The following is a 19,497-nucleotide window of genomic DNA, read 5'->3' as shown; positions in this document are numbered from 1 at the left end:
CTCCCTTCCTGAGACTATTGCCTCCATCATCTGGTGAGAAATAATGATGCGCACATTTCGAGGCGGCCTTCTGATCGGGCTTGCGGTCGCGGCCCTGGTTGCAGCCGCCGCCATTACCTATGAGCGATACGACACCAAGACGCTGAAGCGCACTATCCGCCGCGGCGAGGTGCTGTGTGGCGTCAACAAGGGCCTGCCGGGCTTCTCGATTCCCGACGAGAAAGGCAACTGGACCGGCTTCGACGTCGATTTCTGTCGCGCGGTGGCCGCCGCGATCTTCGACGATCCGTCCAAGGCAAAATTCATCCCGCTCGATGCCAGCGAGCGCTTCAAGGAGTTGCAGAGCCGGAAGGTCGACATCCTCTCGCGCAACTCGACCTGGAGCATGTCGCGCGAGACCAATTACGACCTCTATTTCCCGGCCGTGGCCTATTATGACGGCGAAGGCTTCATGCTGCCGCGCTCACGCAACATCGATTCCGCACTGGATTTGAACGGCAGTAAGGTCTGCGTGCAGGCGGAGACGACGACGCAGCTCAACCTCGCCGACTATTTCCGTATCAACAACATGAAATATACGGAGATGAAATTCGGAAAGCTGGAGGATGTCGTCAAAGCCTATGACAGCGGGCAGTGCGACACCCTCACTGCCGATGCTTCCCAGCTCTATGCGCTCAGGCTCAACCTCTCCAAGCCCAATGACCACATCATCCTGGCCGACATCATCTCCAAGGAGCCGCTTGCGCCCGTGGTGCGGCAGCGCGACGACGACTGGATGATGATCGTGAAATGGACGCTCTATGCGATGATCAACGCCGAGGAGCTCGGCATCACGTCGAAGAACATCGACGAGGCAATGAAATCGAAGAAGCCCGAGGTGATGCGGCTGGTCGGCACCGAAGGCTCCTATGGCGAGGACCTTGGCCTGAGCAAGGACTGGGCCGCCCGCATCATCCGCCATGTCGGCAATTACGGCGAGATCTACGAGCGCAATGTCGGCAGCGAGTCGCAGCTGAAGATCCCGCGCGGCCTCAACCAGCTCTGGAGCGCCGGCGGCATCCAGTACGCCCCGCCGATCCGGTAAGTTCGTCATTGCGAGGAGCCAACGGGTCCCGCCGCTGGCGGGCCCGATGACAGGCTCCGCGACGAAGCAATCCATGCCTCAGCAAGTGGAGGCTTGGATTGCTTCGCTTCGCTCGCAATGACGGATAGAGCTTAGTACCCCTTGGCCCTTGCCAACTGCTCGGCGTGGAAATTGCTGTCGCCGAACAGCTCCTGGCAGACGCGGGCGCGCTTCATGAAGAAGCCGATGTCGAACTGGTCGGTCATGCCCATGCCGCCATGCATCTGCACGCCTTCCTGCACGGCCAGCGTCGCCGTCGTGCCGGCGCGCGCCTTCGCCACCGCGACCGCGCTGCCAGCACTTGCGGCACCGGCATCGAGCGCCTGCAGCGCCTTCAGCACCGCGGCGCGGGTGATCTCGATATCGATGTAAAGCTGGGCGGCGCGGTGCTGCAACGCCTGGAATTCGCCGATCGCCTTGCCGAATTGCTTCCGCTCCTTCAGGTAAGCGACCGTGCGACCGAACACCTCTTCGCTGAGGCCAACCATTTCCGACGCGACCGCGCCGCGGCCGACATTGAGCACGCCTTCGAGCAGCGGATAGCCCTGATCGACCTCCCCCAGCACGCTGTCGGCGTCGACCTCGACATTGTCGAACACGATGCGCGCGGCGTTGTGGGCATCGACCATGATGGTGCGCTCGGTCGCAATCCCCTTTGCCTTTGGATCGACCAGGAAGAGGGTCACCCCGTTCTTCTCGCCTGCGCTGCCGGCGGTGCGCGCCGCGACGATCAGGAGACCCGCGGTATGGCCGTCGACGACAAGCGCCTTGTCGCCATTCAGCCTGAAGCCGTTGCCTGATCGCACCGCCTGCATGTTGGTCTGCAGCGGACGATGCTTGGCGCCTTCATCGACCGCGAGCGCGGCGAGCAGCGAGCCGTCGGCGATGCCAGGCAGATGCTGCGATTTCTGCGCCTCGCTGCCGCCGCGCGATAACGCCGAGGCCGCGAGCACGGACGTGGCGAGGAATGGCGACGGCATCAGCGTGCGCCCGATCTCCTCCATCACGATCCCGGCCTCGACCGCGCCGAGCCCGCTGCCGCCGAATTGCTCGGGCACCAGGAGGCCGGAGAAGCCCATCTCCGCAAAGGTCTTCCAGAGCTCGCGCGAGAAACCGGTTTCGTCCTTGCTATCGCGCAACTGGCGCAGATGCGAAACCGGCGCCTTGTCGCTGATGAGGCCGCGCGCACTGTCACGCAGCATGGATTGTTCTTCGGTGAGGATGAGGGCCATCGTGTATCAAGCGCCGGGCAGGTCGAGAATGCGCTTGGCGACGATGCCGAGCATCACCTCCGACGTACCGCCCTCGATCGAATTGGCCTTGGTGCGCAACCAGGCACGCGGACGGGCGCCGCCGTGGGAGCGCTCGCTTTCCCACTCCAGCGCGTCGATGCCGCCGGCCGACATCAGGATCTCGTAACGGCGCTTGTTGAGCTCGGTGCCGTAATATTTCATCGCCGACGAGAATGCCGGATGCGCCTGCCCCGCTTTCGCCAGATCAACGGCGCGCTCGGCGGCCGCAACGAGCGCCGCTTCATCGACCTCGAAGGTCGCGATCTGGCTGCGCAGCACTGCGTCCTCCAGCCGCCCCTGCTCGTCGGCTCCGATGGAGTCGGCCGCGATCTGGCCGAGCGGACGGCCGACGCCGCGCTCGCCCATCCCCGAGATCATCGCGCGCTCATGCTGCAGCAGGTATTTTGCAACGTCCCAGCCGCGGTTGATGGTGCCGACCACATGCGACTTCGGCACGCGCACATTGTCGAAGAACGTCTCGCAGAACGGCGAATAGCCTGAGATCAGAAGGATCGGCTTGGTCGACACGCCCTTCGAGGTCATGTCGAACAGGATGAAGCTGATGCCGTCGTGCTTCTTCGCGGCCGGATCGGTGCGCACCAGACAGAAGATCCAGTCCGCATAGTTGGCATAGGACGTCCAGATCTTCTGGCCGTTGATGATGAAATCATCGCCGTCGCTCTCGGCCCGCGTCTGCAGCGAAGCGAGGTCGGAACCGGCGTTCGGCTCCGAATAGCCCTGGCACCAGCGGATCAGGCCAGCCGTGATCTTCGGCAGATGCTCCCTCTTCTGCTCCTCCGTGCCGTATTGCAAAAGCGCCGGCCCGAGCATCGAGATGCCGAACGAGGTCAGCGGCTGCCGCGCGCCGATCGCGGCCATCTCCTGGCGCAGGATCTTGGCCTCCTCGCCGTCGAGCCCGCCGCCGCCATATTCCTTCGGCCAATGCGGCACCGTCCAGCCCTTGTCGCGCATCCGCTCGAACCACACCCGCTGCGGCTCGGAGGAGAATTTCGCGTTGCGACCGCCCCAGAACGTGTCGTCGTTCGAGGTCAGGGGCTTGCGCATCTCCGGCGGGCAGTTCTGCTCCAGCCAGGCGCGGGTTTCGGTGCGGAATTTTTCAAGATCGGCCTTTTCAAGATCAGGCATGAGGCGCTTCCATCTGTCGAATTGTTGAAACGACCATAGCCCCCGGTCCGTGAAATTCAATATCTCCATGCGCCCGGCGCCGGTGGCCGCGAAGCACAATCGGGTGTATTCGCTTCCTGGCGTAACGATTGAAAAACAAGAGGAAACGGACATGAGGCTGAAGCTGCTTTCGCCTGGCGAAATGAACGAGGCGCAAAAACAGACCTATGACGAGGCGATCGTCGGCAAGCGCGGCTCCGCGCCGGCGCCGATGATGGCCTGGCTCAACAGCCCGGAAATGGCCAGGCATGCCACGCGGCTCGGTGAGATGCTGCGCTTCAACACGAGCTTCCCGCCAAAACTTTCGGAGATCGCGATCCTCGTCACCGCGCGCCACTTCACCGCGCATTACGAATGGTGGGCGCACAAGCGCCTCGCGCTGAAGGGAGGTCTCGACCCTGAAATCATCGACGACATCCGCGACCGCCGCACGCCCGAATTCGACGACCCCAAGGCCAGCATGATCTACGACGTGGCGAAATCGCTGCACGAAGGTCATGGGCTGTCGCAGGCGCTGTACGATGCGGCCGTCGAGGTGCTCAGCGTCCGCGGCGTGGTCGAGATCATCGGGCTCTGCGGCTACTACACGATGGTGTCGATGACGCTGAACACGTTCGAATTCGGCTTGCCCGATGGCGAGGTGTCGGAGCTGGCGTGAGCCAGGGCCGCCGCCGGAAACTCAGGGTTTCGGGATAGGCCGGTACCGCTGCGGTCGGATCATCGCTACATCCAGGCCATCAAACGGAGCAGCATCATGGCGCAAAATCCTCCCATCATCGCCGGCACGCGGATCGGGCATGTGCACCTGAAGGTCGCGGATCTCGACCGCGCGCTCGGCTTCTATTGCGGCGTGCTCGGCTTCGAGCTGCAGCAGCGCCTGGGCTCCGGCGCCGCGTTCATCTCGGCCGGCGGCTACCATCACCACATCGGACTGAACACCTGGGAGAGCAAAGGCGGCCATCCGCCGCCAACAGGCACCACCGGCCTGTACCACACTGCGATCCTCTACCCCACCCGCCCCGCGCTGGCGGACGCGCTCCACCGCGTGCTCAGCGCTGGTATCGCACTCGACGGCGCCAGCGACCATGGTGTCAGCGAGGCGCTGTACCTGCGCGACCCCGACGAGAACGGCGTAGAGCTCTATTGGGACCGGCCCCAGGAGCAATGGCCGCGCACACCGGACGGTGCGCTCGCGATGTTCACCAAGCGGCTCGATCTCGAGGATCTGCTGCGCGCCCGCGCATCATGATCAGCACGGCGGCGATCAACTCCAGCGCGATGCAGCCGTAGAACGGCAGGGTGTAACTCCCCGACACATCGCGCAGCAGGCCGACCACGCCCGGACCAAATGCATAAGTGATCTGGTTGATGGCTGTGACCAGGCTCACCAGAACCCCGAACGAGCGCGGATCGAATTCGCGCTGCACGATCAAGGCCGGCAGCGTGATCAGGTTGCCGACCGAGAAGCCGAAGGCGGCGCAGGCCGCAACCAGCACCCAATCGTTGCGCAGGTTGATGATGACGAGCAGCGCTATGGCCTGGCTGACGAATGACAGCGCCGACGCCAATCGCTGATTGAGCCGGTCGATCACGAAGGAGAACGTCACGCGACCAACCACCGCCATTGCAGTTAGGAGCGCCATCGCCACCGCCGCACGCTCGCGGCCGATCACCTGATCCAGGAAAGAGATCAGGTGCACGATGAAGCCGACCTGGGCGAATAGCACCAGGGCAAAGGCGATCGTGACCGAGAGGAAGCCGAGATCGCGAAGCGCGCCGGCGCGGATCTGCGTCGGTGACGGTCCTCCTGCCGTCGCCAGCGTCACCGCGGTCAGGTGCACCGGCGGCCGGCCGACGAAAATCAGGATCACCGGCACCATCAGCACGACCATCGCGATGGCGGCTACCGTCATCGCGCCGGAGAAACCGAAATATCCGATGCCGGCGACCAGCAGGGGCACGCCGGCGATGCCGCCAAAGCTGGCACCGTTCAACGCAAGACTGATCGCCATGCCGCGCTTCTTGTCGAACCACAGGCCGAGCGTGTTGGTGATCATGCCGAGGCTGGTGCCGGCCCAGCCGAAGGCGAGCACGGCGTCGGCAAGATAGAGCTGCCAGGGCTCGCGCACCTGACCGACGGCCACCGCCGCCGCAGCCATCGCGCAGGTGCCTGCGATCATGCAGCTGCGCGCACCGAACGCCTTGATCGCCTCGGCGACGAAGACGACGAGCCCCGCGCCTGCGAGATAGAACAACGTGGTGCCGGAGGAGATCAGCGATGCCGGCCAGCCGTGCAGGCGCTGCAACTCGGCGACATAGACGCTCTGGCCGTAAAAACCGAGCCCCCAGCCGAAAGTGGCGAGCACGAAGCAAACGACCACGATGCGCCAACCGTCGTAGCGGAGCGAGGTCTCGTCGGTGCTGGCGTGAGTTGATGCGTCCACGGTTCTTGCTTGTTGCCTGTTACGCGGTCGTATCGCTTAGCAGATTGGCTTGGTCATCAATTCGACCACGACCGAACTGTCAGCAGTTGTCAGCAAGTTCTCAAATCGTCGGTTCCGGAAACTCATCGACCGTGCGCAGCTTTGCGCGCCGCTTCGCGAATGATGCGATCCACAGCACGACAAGCCCCAACACCACCGGCGGGAACACGACGAGATTCACCGCCGACCAGCCATAATTGGCGAGCAACTGCCCGGAGGAGAACGAGCCGATCGCCATCGTCCCGAACACCAGGAAATCGTTGAACGCCTGCACCTTGTTGCGCTCCTGCGGCCGGTGCGTCTCCAGGACCAGCGCGGACGCGCCGACGAAACCGAAATTCCAGCCTACGCCGAGCACGATCAGCGTCGCCCAGAAGTGCGGCGTGGTCAGGCCGGAGAGCCCGATCGTCGCCGCGAGCGCCTCCAGGAGCAGGCCGAGCGCGACGATGCGCGGCGCACCGAAACGGGCGATCAGCGAGCCCGTGAAGAAGCTCGGGCCATACATCGCGATGATGTGCCACTGGATCGCGAAATTGGAATCGCTGACCGAGAGACCGCACATCTTCATCGCGAGCGGCGCCGACGTCATCACCAGGTTCATCATCGGATAGGCGATGATGCCGCACAGTGCTGCCGCGATGAACCGCGGCTGCCGCGCGATCTCGAGCAGCGGTCGGCCGCCATGCAGGTCGACCGCGGCGGGCTTTGGCGCATCGACGCCCGCCAGCACCGCCATCGCGACCAGGGCGACGAACGCCTGCACCACGAAGCTGAAGGCGAAGAGAAAAGGCGGCCAGATGTCCATGGTCCATTGCACGAGCTGCGGACCGAGCACGCCGGCGAATACGCCGCCTGCCATCACCCAGGATACGGCCCTGGGCCGGAACTCGCGGCTCGCGCCATCGGCGGCGGCGAAGCGATAGGATTGCGCCACCGCGCCATAGAGCCCGCCAAGAAAGGTCGCAAGGCAGAACAGCCAGAACGCGCCGCGCAGGATCGCGAACGCGCCGAGCACGCCGGTCAGCGCGCCGCAGCCGGTGCCGATGATGAAGGCCGTGCGGCGGCCATAGGCGCGCGAGATCGCGCCGGTCGGCAGCGTGCCGGCGGCAAGCCCCAGCACATACATCGACAGCGGCACGGTTGCGAGCGCAACACTGGGCGCCAGCGTCGCGCCGACGATCGAGCCGGTCGCGAAGATGACGGCCGAATTGGCGCCGGTCAGCGCCTGCGCCGCAGCCAGCCGCAGCACATTGGCGCGCGCCCGCGCGTCGTCGGCGATCTCATCGCTGGATATGGCAGTCATCGACGTTCCCATCCCAAGGCGCCCGGGAGGGAACCTCGCTATTGCAGGCGCACTATGGAGAGAGGACACGGCTCGATCAACCAGCGCAAATGGACACTCGCCATGCGGGTGGTACACAGTGGGAGGCACTGTGTGTCTTGCATCATGGTCACGCTCCACTCCGGCGTCGTCGGCGCGAAGGCGGGGGCCCATAACCACAGGGAGGTGTTGTGCCGCAGTCGAATGGTGGGTTACGCTTCGCTAACCCACCCTACAATGTCGGCTACGATTTCGGGGCCTCAGGCGCCGGCGGTGCGATGTAGACTTTCCAGCTGACGGCGGGGCCGGGATGGCCGTGGACGAAGCGACGCGTGGTCATGATCAGGCGTTCGGCGTGCGGCGCGTTCTTGTCGATCCAGCTCTCGAACGCCGGCAGGCGTCCGTCATTGGGATCGAACACGCCGATGAAACCGAGGCGCTTGGCTTCCGCTTCGTTGGTGAGGCCCGCACCCCAAGCCTCGCCCGGCGTGAACGGCGCCGGATGATCGGGGCTGTAGAACACCAGCGGCATGATTACCTCCGTGGTGCCCGCCACCACCGCCCAGCGCGAGACGGCCTTGCGGTGCCAGGCCTCGGTGAGCTCGCGCGCGAGTTCGGCGCGCGCGCCGTAGGTCGCGACGCTGTTCGGATTGGCCGCGAGCTCGCGCTCGGCGATGGTCGGCGACGCAAACAGCATGGCGATCGTGATCACCAACCAGATCGCGCAGATCCGGAACAGCGCCATCCTGGGGATCCGCAGCCAGGGGATCGCGACCAGCGCCACGGGCGTCAGGAAGAACAGCGAGATGCCCCAGTCGGTCTTGATGTAGATCTCGAAGAACAGCGCGCCGAGCGGTGGTCCGATCGCGACGATGATCTGGATCATCCAGACGTTGAGCGCCTGCGAGAGATTGACGCCGGGATTTGGCCCCAGCGACCAGTTGCGCGTGAACAAGGTCGACGGCCGCCGCACCAGCGCGCCCCAGCCGAGCGCGAGCGCCGCCAGCAAGATGCAGGCGGCGAGCAATCCGATGTTGTGGGCGACGTAGCCCTTCACGAGGAACAGACTGACCGCGCGATTGTCGATGCTGTAGACATCCCCAGCATAGGTCAGTGGCGCGAAATGCGACTCGCTGAGCCAGACGATATGCGGGATCATCGCCACGATCAGCGTTGCGATCGCAACCCACGGCGCCGGCGAGGCCAGGAAGCGCATCCGCTCGGGATGGATCAACGCCGCAAGTCCGATGGCGCCGATCATGGTCAGCACCCAGTATTTGGTCATCAGCGCCAGCGCGCCGGCTAGGCCAAGCCAGACGCCCGAAATCGCGGTGCGCTTCTCGAACGCGTAGAGATAGGCGAGCACGACCGGCGGCAGGGTCGCAAGCTGCAGCAGGTCGGCGTTGTACTTGTAGCCCTTGAAGTTGAAGATCGGATAGAGCGCGAGCATCACCACGACGAAGAAGGCGCGGCGGCGGTCGACGACACGGAACGCGATCAGCCAGCAGACGACGAGGCTCACGGCGATGACCGCCATCGCCAGCGCATAGGTCGCCCAATCCGTCACCGGGAAGATGCGGAACCAGAGGCCTGCGACCCAGCCGGACAGCGGCGGATGCTTGCCATAGCCGAGCTGGAATTTCTGGCCCCAGGCAAAGGCCTCCGCGACGTCCATATGGATGTCCTGCGCGGACTTCAGATTGACCAGGATCAGCGTCCACAACACAGCATGGGCGAGCGCAAAGCCGGTGACGAACCATAATCCGGTGACCGGATCGGTTGCGCGCGCCACCAGCCACGCCGCCAGGCGCGAGATCGACAATTTCCGTTTTGCGCGCGCCGCCGCGGGCAGGATTGATGCAGTCGCCATGGCCCCTGCGTAACCTGTTTTTCGGGTGAATGAAATCAGCTTGGCGTGAGGGGACGCACTGCGGAGGAGGCAGGGTGGGGTATCTTCACAATTCACAATTTTCGAGTGGAGAGAGCCCCCACCCGCTGCGCTTCGTGCAGCGACCTCCCCCGCAAGCGGGAGAGGCGAAAACCACCTCAAAATTCCGCAATGTGGTTGCCGCTTCGGGGTGCGAATGCTATCTCGCGCCCCATGACGACCGCCCCTATTCCGAACATCCGCAACTTCTCCATTGTCGCCCATATCGACCATGGCAAATCGACGCTGGCCGACCGCCTGATCCAGATGACCGGCGGCCTGTCGGACCGCGAGATGGCGGGCAAGGAACAGGTGCTCGATTCCATGGACATCGAGCGTGAGCGCGGCATCACCATCAAGGCGCAGACGGTGCGGCTGAAATACCGCGCCAAGGACGGCAAGGACTACATCTTCAATTTGATGGACACGCCCGGCCATGTCGACTTCGCCTACGAAGTCTCGCGGTCGCTGGCGGCCTGCGAGGGTTCCCTGCTCGTGGTCGACGCCAGCCAGGGCGTCGAGGCGCAGACGCTCGCCAATGTCTACCAGGCGCTCGACAACAACCACGAGATCGTGCCGGTCCTGAACAAGGTCGACCTGCCCGCAGCCGAGCCCGAGAAGGTCAAGCAGCAGATCGAGGACGTGATCGGCATCGACGCCTCCGACGCCGTGATGATCTCGGCCAAGACCGGCCTCGGCGTGCCTGACGTGCTGGAAGCCATCGTCAACCGCCTGCCGCCGCCGAAGGGCGACAGGGAGGCCACCCTGAAGGCGCTGCTAGTCGACAGCTGGTACGACGTCTATCTCGGCGTGGTCGTCTTGATCCGCGTCGTCGACGGCGTGATGAAGAAGGGTAGCCGCATCCGCATGATGGGCACGGGCGCGGCCTATGACATCGAACGCGTCGGCTTCTTCACGCCGAAGATGCAGCAGGTGGACGAGCTCGGCCCCGGCGAGATCGGTTTCATCACCGCCGCGATCAAGGAAGTCGCCGACACGCGCGTCGGCGACACCATCACCGACGACCGCAATCCGGTGAAGGAGATGCTGCCGGGGTTCAAGCCGGCGATTCCGGTGGTGTTCTGCGGCCTGTTCCCCGTCGACGCCGACGATTTCGAAACCCTGCGCGCGGCGATGGGCAAGCTCCGCCTCAACGACGCCAGCTTCTCGTTCGAGATGGAGACCTCGGCTGCGCTCGGCTTCGGCTTCCGTTGCGGCTTCCTCGGGCTGTTGCACCTGGAGATCATCCAGGAGCGGCTGTCGCGCGAGTTCGATCTCAATTTGATCGCGACCGCGCCGAGCGTCATCTACAAGATGAAGCTCACCGATGGCAGCGAGATTGAGATCCACAATCCCGTCGACATGCCCGACGTGGTCAAGATCGCCGAGATCGACGAGCCCTGGATCGAGGCCACCATCCTCACCCCGGATGAATATCTCGGCAGCGTGCTGAAACTCTGCCAGGATCGGCGCGGCTCGCAGAAGGAGCTGACTTACGTCGGCTCCCGCGCGATGGTGAAATACGATTTGCCGCTCAACGAGGTGGTGTTCGATTTCTACGACCGGTTGAAATCGGTCTCCAAGGGCTATGCCTCGTTCGACTATCATCTGACCGACTACAAGCCGGCCGATCTCGTGAAGATGCAGATCCTGGTCAATGGCGAGCCGGTGGATGCGCTGTCGATGCTGGTGCACCGTACCCGCGCCGAGGGCCGCGGCCGCGCCATGGTCGAGAAGATGAAGGAACTGATCCCGCCGCACATGTTCCAGATCCCGATTCAGGCGGCGATCGGCGGCAAGGTGATCGCCCGCGAAACCGTCCGCGCGCTGCGCAAGGACGTCACCGCCAAGTGCTACGGCGGCGACATCACGCGTAAACGCAAGCTTCTGGAGAAGCAGAAGGAAGGCAAGAAGAAGATGCGGCAGTTCGGCAAGGTCGACATCCCGCAGGAAGCTTTCATTGCCGCACTGAAGGTGGATAGCTGAGGCTGTCCGTCATTCCGGGGCTCGCGAAGCGAGAGCCCGGAATCCATTTCTCCACACACTATGCGGCCCGATGGATTCCGGGCTCGCACTTCGTGCGCCCCGGAATAACGGGCGCACCACCTTGCCCTCTCCCCACGGATAGGCCACCATCGCGTTCCCGCTCAACAAAAAGAACAGCGAGGAAACGGATGAGCAAGCCGGAAGGGTTCGATCTTGCCGAGAAGGCGCGCGCGCTGGCGCCGTTGATCACAAAAGATGCCGACGAGATCGAGCGGACGCGGCGGCTGACGCCGGCCGTGACAGCGGCGCTCATCGACAACGGGCTTTACCGGGCGCTGCTGCCGAGAAGCTTCGGCGGCACCGAGGCGACGCTGGAAGCGTTCATGCAGATGCAGGAGGAGATCGCCAAGGCCGATGCCTCCACCGCCTGGTGCCTCGGACAATGCACCGTCTGCGCGATGACCGCAGCCTATCTCGAGCCCGATGCGGCGAACGAGATCTTCAACGTCGCGCCGGGAATCCTGGCCTGGGGCGCGATCGCCCATGAGGTGAAGGCGGTGCCGGGCGGCTATATCGCCAATGCACGCTGGGATTTTGCCTCGGGCTCGCGGCAGGCGAGCTGGCTCGGCGCGCATGTGCGCGTGGTCGAGCAGGACGGCACAACGCGGAAGAAGGCGGACGGCTCGCCTGAAATCCGCACCATCCTGTTTCCGACGAGCAGCGCCACCATGTACGACGTCTGGGACGTGATCGGGCTGAAGGGCACCGGCACCGATTCCTATTCGGTGGAGAATCTCTTCATCCCAGAGAAATTCGCCGCGCTGCGCGACACTCCTTCGGCCTTGCGTGAACAAGGCCCGCTGTACAAGCTTTCCACCAACATGGTGTTCAGCATGGGCTTTGCTGCGACCGCGCTCGGCGTCGCGCGCGCCACGCTGGAGGCAGCGATCAATCTTTCGCGCGGCAAGACGCCGCAAGGGTTGAAAGCGATGCGCGAGAACAATGCCGTGCAGGGATTGATCGGCCGCACCGAGGCGAGCCTGCGTGCCGCGCACGCCTATCTCTACGCGACCGCGGCCGAGGTCTGGCGCGATCTCGAACGCGGCAATCCGCTCACCGAAGGCCATCGCGTGGCGATCCGCATCGCCTCGACGTGGACCATCCACCAATCGGCATCCGTGGTCGACACCGCCTATCACATGGCCGGCGCAACGGCCGTGTTCGCCGCCAACAAGTTCGAACGCCGCTTCCGCGACATGCACACGATCGCGCAGCAGATCCAGGCGCGCGACACCCAGTACGAGGACGCCGGCCGCGCGATCCTCTCGGGCAATCTCGGGGGATCGCCGACGGCGCGGTGAGTGATGCGCTTGCGGATAGGTGGATTGCTTCGCTTCGCTCGCAATGACGGCGTAGTAGATGCGGCGTAGGGTGGGCAAAGCGTAAGCGTGCCCACCATCAGCACTCTACTCGCGATGGTGGGCACGCTGCGCTTTGCCCACCCTACGATCCTGGCCGCGTTCACGCCACGAGCGCCGCTTCGTCACCGGTTGTGTCGCCGCGCTGCGCCTGCAGCAGGCTGACGATGTCGGCATTGGGCCTGGCGCGGCTGAACAGGAAGCCCTGGCCCTCGTGGCAGCCTTCGGCGCGCAGGCAGCTCAGCTCGGCTTCGGTTTCGACGCCCTCGGCGGTGATGGTGACGCCGAGGCCCTTGCCGAGGCTGATGATCGAACGCACGATCGCCTGCGCGTCGCGGTTGGAGCCGAGGTCGCGCACGAACGACTGGTCGATCTTGATCTTGTCGAACGGGAAGCTGCGCAAGTAGCTGAGGCTCGAATAGCCGGTGCCGAAATCGTCCATCGAGATGCGCACGCCGAGCGCGCGCAGCGCGTGCAGCGTGGCCAGCACCTGGCTGCTCTTTTCCAGCAGCAGCGTTTCGGTGATCTCGAGTTCGAGCCGCCGCGCCGGCAGCCCGGACTGGCGCAGCGCCTCGGTGACAAGCGACAACAAGTTGCCGGTGCGGAACTGCAGCGGCGACAGGTTGACGGCGACGCGGACGTCATCCGGCCAGTGCGCCGCGTCGTTGCAGGCGCGCCGCAGCATCAGGCCGCCGAGCGGATTGATCAGGCCGGTCTCTTCCGCGACCGGGATGAACTCGCCCGGCGAGATCATGCCGCGCTCGGGATGCGGCCAGCGCACCAGCGCCTCGAAGCCGGTGATGCGGCCGCTCGAGAGATCGACCAGCGGCTGGTAGAACGGCCGCAGCCCGTCGTCCTGGATCGCGTCGCGCAGATCCATCTCGATCTTGCGGCGGGTCTGGGCGCGCGCGTCCATCTCGGCCTCGAAGAAGGAGAAGGTGCCGCGGAATTCGGCCTTGGCGCGCGACAGCGCCATGTCGGCGCTCTTCAACAGCTTCTCGGATTCGTCGCCGTCGCCGGGTGACATCGCGATACCGATGCTGGCGCCGATCACGATGGAATGGCCGTCGAGCAGATAGGGCTCGCCGATCGCCTCCAGCAGCCGCTTCGCCAATAGCACTGCATCCTCCGGACGCGACACGCCGTTCTGGACGATCGCGAACTCATCGGAGTTGAGACGGGCCAGCGCATCTTCCTCGCGCAAGGTCGAGCGCAGGCGCTTTGCGACGCCGCGCAGCAGTTTGTCGCCGACGCCGTGGCCGAGCGTGTCGTTGACGGCCTTGAAATTGTCGAGGCCGAGCACCAGCACCGCGACCTTCTCGGCGCTGCGGCGGGTGTGCAGCAGCATGTCGTCCATCTGCTGGCGCAACAGATTGCGGTTGGGCAGTCCCGTGAGCCCGTCATGCTGGGCCATGAAGGCAAGCCGCGCCTCGGCGCGCTTGCGCTCGGTCATGTCCATCAACGCCAGCAGCACCGCCGGCTGCTCGCCATGCCGCAATTCACGCGAATAGATCGCAAGGTCGATCAGCGTGCCATCGGCCCGCACATGTTTCCAGGTCCGCGCCGCCTGCTCGTCGCCATCGCGGCCGCCGATCCATGGCAGTTCGGTATCGAACGCCTGCAGGCTGCGGATGGTCAGTTTCTCGAATTCGGCGCGGCTGTAACCATAATGCTGGGCCGCGGCATCGTTGACGGAGAGGATGCGCTCGCCATCGAGCGAGCAGACGATCATGGGCACCGGATTGCCGTCGAACAGCAGGCGGAACGACGCCTCGCGCTGCTTCAGCTCGGTGATGTCGACGCGCAGGCCGACAACGCCGCCATCCGACGTCAGCCGTTCCTCGATCAGGACCACGCGGCCGTCGGCGAGCTTCTGCTCATGCCGCTCGCCGGGCTCGTAGAGCTTCTTCAGCCGCTCGGCGATCCAGGCCTCCTCGCGGCCGACCGCCTCGGGGTAGTCGCCGCGCGCGACACCGACCCGGAGCGTATCCTGCAGCCGCGCGCCGTGCTCGAACTGGTCGGAGCTGCGACGGTAGATCTCCGCATATTTCTTGTTCCAGAGGATGTAGCGGCCTTCGGCGTCGAGGAACACGATGCCCTGCGGCAGGATATCGATCGCCTCGCGCAGGCGTTCGTTGGAGCGGCGCGCATCCGCAATCGCGGTCTCCGCCTCGGCGCGCTTGCGCACGATCTCGCCGATCTCGGACGAAACGCGCCGCGTGCCGCCCGGGAGCTTCGGACCGGGTTTGACGGGGCGACCGGGCATTCTCGCCGCCACCTTGCGCTTCAGTTTCTTGGCCGTTCTTGGCCGCATCTTCGGCATCGACTTTTCGCCCCGCACGCACTCCTGCCGGCGGCGTTTCTCCGATAAGTGTCTGAAAAAATAGTATCTTCCGCCGGTTCCCAGGATGGAACCAAATCGCAGATGCCTGTTTAACGGGCGAATTTGCGCACCCTTCGATACCGTCGGACGGCTCGGGTGGCGCGAAAAGCAAATCCAAGAGGCAAATCAACCATGCGCACGGGGCCAATTTTCCCGCACCGCGGGTAGCGATGCGACGATTGCACCAATGGCGCGTATTCCGCACGAAATTGCGTCATTGCGCGACAGGGTTAGTGCCCGGTTAAGCCCGAAGCTTGCATCGATAGAGTTTTGAGGCGGCGCGGCGGCTGCCGCCAAAAACGCTTCGGGCGCCTGCCGGTTCGGGCTATCCTCCATGCCCGGGGACGCCAAGTTGCGGCCGGCGGACGAGGCGCAAGGCATCGCCTCGGGGAGGGGACCCGATGCGCCAGAGCACGCACAATCTATCTCTCACCATCAGCAGCCTGTTGGCGGCGACGCTGGCGCTGCTGCTGACGTCTGGTCCCGGCATTGCCGGAGACTATCCGGACCGCACCGTCAGGATCATCGTACCATTCCATGCCGGCGGCACGGCGGACGCCGTCCCGCGGCTGGTTGCGGACTGGCTGTCGCGCAAATGGGGCCAGCCGGTCGTGATCGAGAACAAGGCCGGTTCAGCCGGAAACGTCGGGGCCGAGGAGGTCTACAATGCCGCCCCCGACGGCTACACCCTGCTCTCCACGCCGCCACCGCCGCTGGTCATCAACCAGAACCTTTATCGGAAGCTCGGCTTTGATCCGACAAAGTTCGAGCCGATCATCGTGATGGCGCAGGTGCCGAACGCGATCTTCGTCCGCCCCAACGGCATCAAGGCATCCAGCGTAGCGGAGCTGATCGACCATCTGCGCGCAAACCCCGACGGGGTCACAGCGGCCACGCTCGGCAGCGGGACCACGTCGCATCTGAGCTCCGAGCTGTTCGAGACGATGGCCAAGGTGAAGCTGCGCCAGATCCCCTATCGCAGCACGGTGCCGGCGCTGCAGGGCCTGCTCGCCGGCGACGTCGACATGATGTTCGACAATCTCGGCGTGACATTGCCGCTGGTGACGGCCGGCAAGCTCAAGCTGCTGGCCGTGGCCTCGCCCAAACGGCTGCCATCCATGCCCAACGTACCGACGATCGCCGAAACGCTGCCGGGATTCGAAGCGGTCGCCTGGTACGCGATCGTGGCGCCGCCCGGGACGCCGAAGATAATCGTCGAAAAAATCAATGCCGACGTCAACGAAGTGCTCGCCCGGCCGGATATCCAGGGCAATCTGCGAAAGCTCTCGGCGGAAATCTATGGCGGCTCGGTGGAGCGGACGGCCAAATATTTGCGCACCGAGGTTGACCGTTGGGGCACGGTGATCAAGTCGACCAAGATCGAGATGCAGTGAGGTTGGCAGCAACTGCGACGAATTCCTCAGGAAGCGAATTGTGTTCACCTCCGCGACGCGCGCATGCGTGCCGCGCGGGGTTCCCGGCTGTGGGAGATCAAACAATCGCGATGCCGCCGCGGCTCGCCGAACATCGAATCCATGTTACGCTGAATGCCGTTCGAGTGAATCCCATGACGTCCCGCCCGATACTGACCCTGCTGATTCTTGCAGCTCTATCGCTCGGTGCCGACGCGGCGTCGGCGCAGGACAGAGGCTCGGTCAATCCGAGGCCGCTGCCGCCGCTCGCCAATCCCAACGATCCCAAGCTCGGCGCCAAGGAATTGTTCGCGCGCAAGGTGCTGCCGACGGCGACGCCAACGCGGGTGATCGGCTCCTATTCCAAAGGCTGTCTCGCAGGCGCGGCGCAGATGCCGATCAATGGCGACACCTGGCAGGTGATGCGGCTGTCGCGCAACCGCAACTGGGGCTATCCCGGCATGCTCGCGCTGCTCAAACGCCTGTCGGTCAGGGCGCGCAAGGATGCCGGCTGGCCGGGCATTTTGGTCGGCGACATCGCGCAGCCGCGCGGCGGGCCCGCCTTGAGCGGCCACGCCAGCCACCAGATCGGACTCGATGCCGACGTCTGGCTGACGCCGATGCCCGACCGCAGGCTCTCGCGCGAGGAGCGCGAGGACATGTCGGCGGTGATGATGGTGCGGCCTGACCGGCTCGATGTCGATCCCAACGTGTTCACCCCTGGCCATGTGCTGGTGCTGCGCGACGCCGCGCAGGAGCCGGGCGTGCAGCGGATCTTCGTCAACGCCGCGATCAAGAAGGCACTGTGTCGCGAAGCCAGGGGCGACCGCAGCTGGCTCGCCAAGATCAGGCCGTGGTGGGGCCACGACTATCACTTCCACATCCGCATGCGCTGCCCGGCCGGCGCCAGCGAATGCAAGGGACAACCTTCGCAGTCGGAAGATGAAGGCTGCAAGCCGTCCGACTTCGCCTTCTGGTTCTCCGATGCGGTGCTGCATCCGAGACCGCCGCTGATACCGCCAAAGCCGAAGCCGCCAATGACGCTGGCGCAGATGCCGCCCGCCTGCAAAGCGGTGCTGAATGCGCCGGACGTCAAGCGGTAACATCTTCGCTAGAGCGCTATTCCCGCAGTGTCATGATACGCTATGGTGTGGCGGCCCTGCGCCGCGAGCGCAAGGTCCACGCCGGGAAGCGACGGTCCCGCTCGTTTCAGCCAAAAGCCACATAGGCGCAGCATGACTGCGCGCAACCATTGCGAGGAGCGTTCATGCGTCTCAGTGCACGTAACCAGATCAAGGGCACCGTCCTCGAGGTGAAGACGGGCGCCACCACGTCCCATGTCCGCGTCGACATCGGCGGCACCGTCATGACGTCCTCGATCACGAACGAAGCGGTCGATGATCTCGGCATCAAGGTTGGCGGCAAGGTCATCGTGGTGGTCAAGGCCTCCGATGTCATGATTGCGGTGGACTAGTCATGCGGCGGACATCTGTTCTGGTTGCGTTGCTACTGCTCGGCAGTGGACCTGCCCTTGCCGCGGAAGAACCGAGCGGCTGCGACAAGTTCAAATGGCCGATCAATCGCGAGCGCGCCGCACTGACCGCGCCCGATCGCGCCAAATTGACATCGGGCAACGAGTTCGCGGCAATACCTGCGGGCGGCTTTACGCTGGCACTGGTGGCGCCGGCCGATGCAAAGCTGCCGACGCCGCCGGAGCGGGCACCGAAGGACGGCACCTTTGCCGGCTTCACCAGCTTCAAGAACGCGCCCAAGGCCGGCGTCTACACGATCAGCCTGTCATCCGGCGCTTGGTTGGACGTGGCGCAGGATGGCCATTTCCTCAAGCCCAAGGCGTTCAGCGGCGCCACCGACTGCGATGGTATCCGCAAGACGGTGAAATTCGAGCTTTCCGCCAGCCCATTCGTGCTGCAGATCAGCGGTGCCAGAGAGAATTCGATCTCGGTCGCGATATTGCCGAGCGAATGACGGGCAAACAGACAAACGGTCGCCTTTACCCGCGCGACCAGCCTGTTATGTTCTCGTCGCGATATCCCCGACGGCCGTAAGCCTCGGGGTCACCCGGAACGGCGCTTCCGTCTGTCGCAATCCTTACCGATTCAACCAACGCCCGAAGTGCGCGCGATGCGTGCGCCTGCGGACGTGATGGAGCGCTTGCCATGAACCGCCTTGCCGGAATTGTCGCCGCCTTTGTCCTTGTGCTGGCTTCAGCCGCCCTACCCGCGAACGCGCAGGAGAAGACGCTGACCGTGTTCGCGGCCGCCTCGATGAAGAACGCGCTCGACGACATCGACGCCGCCTACACCGCCAAGACCGGCGTCAAGGTCAATGCGAGCTATGCCGCCAGCTCGGCATTGGCGAAACAGATCGAGCAGGGCGCGCCGGCCGACGTGTTCGTCTCCGCCGACACCGACTGGATGGACTACGCGATCAAGCAGAAGAACATCAACGAGGCGACGCGGGTCAATCTGCTCGGCAACAGCATCGTGCTGATCGCGCCGAAGGACTCCAAGATTGATAACGTCAATATCGGCCCCGGCTTCGACCTCGCCAAACTTGCCGGCGACGGCAGGATCGCGACCGGCGACGTCAAGGCCGTGCCGGTCGGCAAATACGCCAAGGCGGCGCTGGAGAAGCTCGGCGCCTGGCAGGCGGCCGAGCCGAAATTCGCGATGGCCGAAAGCGTGCGCGCGGCGCTGACGCTGGTCGCCCGCGGCGAGGCCGTGCTCGGCATCGTCTATTCGACCGACGCCAAGGTCGAGCCCGGCGTGAAGATCGTCGGCACCTTCCCTGCCGACAGCCATCCCGCGATCATCTATCCGGTTGCGGCGACGACGACGGCAAAGCCCGAGGCCGCCGAGTACCTCAACTTCCTGAAATCGTCGGCGGCAAAGACGATCCTCGAGAAGTACGGCTTCAAGTTCCTGATCACGCCGACGACCTGAGTAT

16 protein-coding genes are annotated in these 19,497 nt (G+C 64.5%); 10 read left to right on the top strand and 6 right to left on the bottom strand.

Annotated features, from left to right (window positions below):
* Nucleotides 1-46: 46 nt before the first annotated feature.
* Nucleotides 47-1,084, top strand: coding sequence for an amino acid ABC transporter substrate-binding protein (locus tag K288_RS0114865; protein WP_027580280.1), 1,038 nt, complete (start codon nucleotides 47-49; stop codon nucleotides 1,082-1,084).
* Nucleotides 1,085-1,215: 131 nt separating this feature from the next.
* Here K288_RS0114865 and K288_RS0114860 read toward each other — a convergent pair whose 3' ends face one another.
* Nucleotides 1,216-2,355 (bottom strand): acyl-CoA dehydrogenase family protein, encoded by a 1,140-nt coding sequence (locus tag K288_RS0114860; protein ID WP_027580279.1) that lies wholly within the window; start codon nucleotides 2,353-2,355, stop codon nucleotides 1,216-1,218.
* 6 nt (nucleotides 2,356-2,361) lie between these two features.
* Nucleotides 2,362-3,561: an acyl-CoA dehydrogenase family protein gene (locus K288_RS0114855; RefSeq protein ID WP_027580278.1), complete on the bottom strand. Its 1,200-nt coding sequence runs from the start codon at nucleotides 3,559-3,561 to the stop codon at nucleotides 2,362-2,364.
* Nucleotides 3,562-3,712: 151 nt separating this feature from the next.
* Between K288_RS0114855 and K288_RS0114850 the strand changes: the two genes are divergently transcribed.
* On the top strand, nucleotides 3,713-4,258 hold the full coding sequence (locus tag K288_RS0114850; protein ID WP_027580277.1) for a carboxymuconolactone decarboxylase family protein: 546 nt from the start codon (nucleotides 3,713-3,715) through the stop codon (nucleotides 4,256-4,258).
* A 96-nt stretch (nucleotides 4,259-4,354) separates the two neighbouring features.
* Nucleotides 4,355-4,849 (top strand): VOC family protein, encoded by a 495-nt coding sequence (locus K288_RS0114845; protein WP_027580276.1) that lies wholly within the window; start codon nucleotides 4,355-4,357, stop codon nucleotides 4,847-4,849.
* Here the strand turns inward: K288_RS0114845 and K288_RS0114840 are convergent.
* From K288_RS0114840 to K288_RS45525, 3 genes are all read right to left on the bottom strand, one after another.
* Nucleotides 4,800-6,044 carry an MFS transporter gene (locus tag K288_RS0114840; protein WP_027580275.1) on the bottom strand — a complete coding sequence of 415 codons (1,245 nt, stop codon included), beginning with the start codon at nucleotides 6,042-6,044 and terminating at the stop codon, nucleotides 4,800-4,802. The two genes, K288_RS0114845 and K288_RS0114840, sit on opposite strands and share 50 nt — an antisense overlap.
* A 100-nt stretch (nucleotides 6,045-6,144) precedes the next feature.
* Nucleotides 6,145-7,386 (bottom strand): MFS transporter, encoded by a 1,242-nt coding sequence (locus tag K288_RS0114835; protein WP_043159900.1) that lies wholly within the window; start codon nucleotides 7,384-7,386, stop codon nucleotides 6,145-6,147.
* Between the two features lie 262 nt (nucleotides 7,387-7,648).
* The gene (locus tag K288_RS45525; RefSeq protein ID WP_043159883.1) at nucleotides 7,649-9,274 is read right to left on the bottom strand and encodes a glycosyltransferase family 39 protein; all 1,626 of its coding nucleotides are present in this window, start codon (nucleotides 9,272-9,274) and stop codon (nucleotides 7,649-7,651) included.
* A gap of 231 nt (nucleotides 9,275-9,505) precedes the next feature.
* On the opposite strand from K288_RS45525, the gene lepA reads away from it, so the two are divergent.
* Nucleotides 9,506-11,317, top strand: a complete 1,812-nt coding sequence (lepA, locus tag K288_RS0114825) for a translation elongation factor 4 (RefSeq protein ID WP_027580273.1) — start codon at nucleotides 9,506-9,508, stop codon at nucleotides 11,315-11,317.
* Between the two features lie 188 nt (nucleotides 11,318-11,505).
* Nucleotides 11,506-12,678 carry an acyl-CoA dehydrogenase family protein gene (locus K288_RS0114820; protein WP_027580272.1) on the top strand — a complete coding sequence of 391 codons (1,173 nt, stop codon included), beginning with the start codon at nucleotides 11,506-11,508 and terminating at the stop codon, nucleotides 12,676-12,678.
* Between the two features lie 160 nt (nucleotides 12,679-12,838).
* Here K288_RS0114820 and K288_RS0114815 read toward each other — a convergent pair whose 3' ends face one another.
* Nucleotides 12,839-15,058, bottom strand: a complete 2,220-nt coding sequence (locus tag K288_RS0114815; RefSeq protein WP_084799597.1) for an EAL domain-containing protein — start codon at nucleotides 15,056-15,058, stop codon at nucleotides 12,839-12,841.
* 461 nt (nucleotides 15,059-15,519) lie between these two features.
* On the opposite strand from K288_RS0114815, the gene K288_RS0114810 reads away from it, so the two are divergent.
* The 5 genes from K288_RS0114810 (at nucleotide 15,520) to modA (ending at nucleotide 19,493) form a co-directional block, all read left to right on the top strand.
* Nucleotides 15,520-16,512, top strand: a complete 993-nt coding sequence (locus tag K288_RS0114810) for a tripartite tricarboxylate transporter substrate binding protein (protein ID WP_043159880.1) — start codon at nucleotides 15,520-15,522, stop codon at nucleotides 16,510-16,512.
* A gap of 173 nt (nucleotides 16,513-16,685) precedes the next feature.
* Nucleotides 16,686-17,633 (top strand): penicillin-insensitive murein endopeptidase, encoded by a 948-nt coding sequence (mepA, locus tag K288_RS0114805; protein WP_027580269.1) that lies wholly within the window; start codon nucleotides 16,686-16,688, stop codon nucleotides 17,631-17,633.
* A gap of 164 nt (nucleotides 17,634-17,797) precedes the next feature.
* Nucleotides 17,798-18,004, top strand: coding sequence for a TOBE domain-containing protein (locus K288_RS0114800; protein ID WP_027580268.1), 207 nt, complete (start codon nucleotides 17,798-17,800; stop codon nucleotides 18,002-18,004).
* Nucleotides 18,005-18,006: 2 nt separating this feature from the next.
* Complete coding sequence (locus K288_RS0114795; protein ID WP_027580267.1) at nucleotides 18,007-18,516, top strand: hypothetical protein; 510 nt, start codon at nucleotides 18,007-18,009, stop codon at nucleotides 18,514-18,516.
* 191 nt (nucleotides 18,517-18,707) lie between these two features.
* Entirely contained in the window at nucleotides 18,708-19,493 is a 786-nt protein-coding gene (modA, locus tag K288_RS0114790; RefSeq protein WP_027580266.1) for a molybdate ABC transporter substrate-binding protein, read from the top strand.
* Nucleotides 19,494-19,497: the final 4 nt, after the last annotated feature.

The organism is Bradyrhizobium sp. Ai1a-2 (genome assembly GCF_000426245.1).
Lineage (GTDB): Bacteria > Pseudomonadota > Alphaproteobacteria > Rhizobiales > Xanthobacteraceae > Bradyrhizobium.
The sequence above is the reverse complement of the archived record's forward strand: the minus strand, read 5'-3'. Positions and strand labels throughout refer to the sequence as shown.

Bases quoted from the DNA above. Each gene is read 5' to 3' on its own strand.
- K288_RS0114800 (WP_027580268.1), top strand. From the start codon at position 17,798: ATGCGTCTCAGTGCACGTAACCAGATCAAGGGCACCGTCCTCGAGGTG.
- K288_RS0114865 (WP_027580280.1), top strand. From the start codon at position 47: ATGCGCACATTTCGAGGCGGCCTTCTGATCGGGCTTGCGGTCGCGGCC.
- K288_RS0114795 (WP_027580267.1), top strand. From the start codon at position 18,007: ATGCGGCGGACATCTGTTCTGGTTGCGTTGCTACTGCTCGGCAGTGGA.
- mepA (WP_027580269.1), top strand. From the start codon at position 16,686: ATGACGTCCCGCCCGATACTGACCCTGCTGATTCTTGCAGCTCTATCG.
- K288_RS0114860 (WP_027580279.1), bottom strand. From the start codon at position 2,355: ATGGCCCTCATCCTCACCGAAGAACAATCCATGCTGCGTGACAGTGCG.
- K288_RS0114810 (WP_043159880.1), top strand. From the start codon at position 15,520: ATGCGCCAGAGCACGCACAATCTATCTCTCACCATCAGCAGCCTGTTG.
- K288_RS0114820 (WP_027580272.1), top strand. From the start codon at position 11,506: ATGAGCAAGCCGGAAGGGTTCGATCTTGCCGAGAAGGCGCGCGCGCTG.
- K288_RS0114815 (WP_084799597.1), bottom strand. From the start codon at position 15,058: ATGCCGAAGATGCGGCCAAGAACGGCCAAGAAACTGAAGCGCAAGGTG.
- K288_RS45525 (WP_043159883.1), bottom strand. From the start codon at position 9,274: ATGGCGACTGCATCAATCCTGCCCGCGGCGGCGCGCGCAAAACGGAAA.
- K288_RS0114835 (WP_043159900.1), bottom strand. From the start codon at position 7,386: ATGACTGCCATATCCAGCGATGAGATCGCCGACGACGCGCGGGCGCGC.
- K288_RS0114845 (WP_027580276.1), top strand. From the start codon at position 4,355: ATGGCGCAAAATCCTCCCATCATCGCCGGCACGCGGATCGGGCATGTG.
- K288_RS0114850 (WP_027580277.1), top strand. From the start codon at position 3,713: ATGAGGCTGAAGCTGCTTTCGCCTGGCGAAATGAACGAGGCGCAAAAA.
- modA (WP_027580266.1), top strand. From the start codon at position 18,708: ATGAACCGCCTTGCCGGAATTGTCGCCGCCTTTGTCCTTGTGCTGGCT.
- lepA (WP_027580273.1), top strand. From the start codon at position 9,506: ATGACGACCGCCCCTATTCCGAACATCCGCAACTTCTCCATTGTCGCC.
- K288_RS0114855 (WP_027580278.1), bottom strand. From the start codon at position 3,561: ATGCCTGATCTTGAAAAGGCCGATCTTGAAAAATTCCGCACCGAAACC.